The sequence below is a fragment of the Promicromonospora sp. NPDC060204 genome (genome assembly GCF_042728455.1).
Lineage (GTDB): Bacteria > Actinomycetota > Actinomycetes > Actinomycetales > Cellulomonadaceae > Promicromonospora.
Genome location: NZ_JBHWZO010000068.1, coordinates 23,762 through 25,914, shown reverse-complemented (window position 1 = coordinate 25,914; position 2,153 = coordinate 23,762). Strand labels below are relative to the sequence as shown.

General features: G+C 56.8%; 1 rRNA gene (cut by a window edge). It reads left to right on the top strand.

The features are described from left to right. A 23S ribosomal RNA gene (locus ACFWEJ_RS11245) occupies positions 1-2,153 on the top strand (its annotated part continues 916 nt past the right edge of the window); the annotation flags it as partial.

Below are 2,153 nucleotides of genomic sequence, written 5' to 3'. Positions count from 1 at the left end.
CGGATGAGGCCAAACCGTATGCGTGTCAAGCTGTCAGGCGTTGCGTGTGCGGGGTTGTGGGACCTTCTGACCAGATCTGACAGTCTGGTAGCCAGTAAGAAAGTCGTGTCATAGTCGAACCGGGTTGAATACCGGACCGTAGTGGGTGGGAGTCCCGTAGACGAAATGGTGCGGCCTGGTGGAGGGGATCCCAAGTAGCACGGGGCCCGTGAAATCTCGTGTGAATCTGGCAAGACCACTTGCTAAGCCTAAATACTACCTAGTGACCGATAGCGGACAAGTACCGTGAGGGAAAGGTGAAAAGTACCCCGGGAGGGGAGTGAAATAGTACCTGAAACCGTGTGCCTACAATCCGTCGGAGCCTCCTTGGTAGGGGTGACTGCGTGCCTTTTGAAGAATGAGCCTGCGAGTTAGTGTCGGTGGCGAGGTTAACCCGTGTGGGGAAGCCGTAGCGAAAGCGAGTCCGAATAGGGCGTCCATAGTCGCCGGGTCTAGACCCGAAGCGGAGTGATCTAGCCATGGGCAGGTTGAAGCGGCGGTAAGACGTCGTGGAGGACCGAACCCACCAGGGTTGAAAACCTGGGGGATGACCTGTGGTTAGGGGTGAAAGGCCAATCAAACTTCGTGATAGCTGGTTCTCCCCGAAATGCATTTAGGTGCAGCGTCGCGTGTTTCTTGCCGGAGGTAGAGCTACTGGATGGCTAATGGGCCTCACCAGGTTACTGACGTCAGCCAAACTCCGAATGCCGGTAAGTGCAAGCGCGGCAGTGAGACTGCGGGGGATAAGCTCCGTGGTCGAGAGGGAAACAGCCCAGATCACCGGCTAAGGCCCCTAAGCGTGTGCTCAGTGGGAAAGGATGTGGAGTTGCACAGACAACCAGGAGGTTGGCTTAGAAGCAGCCACCCTTGAAAGAGTGCGTAATAGCTCACTGGTCAAGTGATTCCGCGCCGACAATGTAGCGGGGCTCAAGCACACCGCCGAAGCCGTGGCACTCACATTGCGTTTGATCGCAAGCCCAGCACCAGACTTGTTCTGTGTGTTCAGGTGTGTGGGTGGGTAGGGGAGCGTCGTGTGGGCAGTGAAGTCGCAGGGTGACCTAGCGGTGGAGCCTACACGAGTGAGAATGCAGGCATGAGTAGCGAATGACGGGTGTGAATCCCGTCCGCCGAATGACCAAGGGTTCCAGGGCCAGGTTCATCCGCCCTGGGTAAGTCGGGACCTAAGGCGAGGCCGACAGGCGTAGTCGATGGACAAGGAGTTGATATTCTCCTACCGGCGAAGTACCGCCCATACCGAGCCCGGTGATACTAACCACCCCAAGCCACCGCCGAGACCTTCGGGTCTCACTGGTGGGGAGGCGTGGGACCTGATCCGGTAGTAGGTAAGCGTGTTAACAGGGGTGACGCAGGAAGGTAGCCAGGCGTGGCGATGGTTGTCCACGTCCAAGGTTGTAGCCCGACACCTAGGCAAATCCGGGTGTCATATAAGGGTGAGAGCTGATAGTGACCGTGTATGCGGGAATCTGGTGATCCTATGCTGCCTAGAAAAGCCTCGACGCGAGGGACTAGCCGCCCGTACCCTAAACCGACTCAGGTGGTCAGGTAGAGAATACTAAGGCGATCGAGTGAATCGTGGTTAAGGAACTCGGCAAAATGCCCCCGTAACTTCGGGAGAAGGGGGGCCTGAACCGTTAACCCACTTGCTGGGGGACGCGGGGAGGGCCGCAGAGACCAGGGAGAAGCGACTGTTTACTAAAAACACAGGTCCGTGCGAAGTCGCAAGACGATGTATACGGACTGACGCCTGCCCGGTGCTGGAAGGTTAAGAGGACGGGTTAGCTTCGGCGAAGCCCAGAATTTAAGCCCCAGTAAACGGCGGTGGTAACTATAACCATCCTAAGGTAGCGAAATTCCTTGTCGGGTAAGTTCCGACCTGCACGAATGGCGTAACGACTTCTCCGCTGTCTCAACCGCGAACTCGGCGAAATTGCACTACGAGTAAAGATGCTCGTTACGCGCAGCAGGACGGAAAGACCCCGGGACCTTTACTATAGCTTGGTATTGGTGTTCGGTGCGGTTTGTGTAGGATAGGTGGGAGACTGTGAAGCTCGGGCGCCAGCTCGGGTGGAGTCATTGTTGAAATACCACTCTGA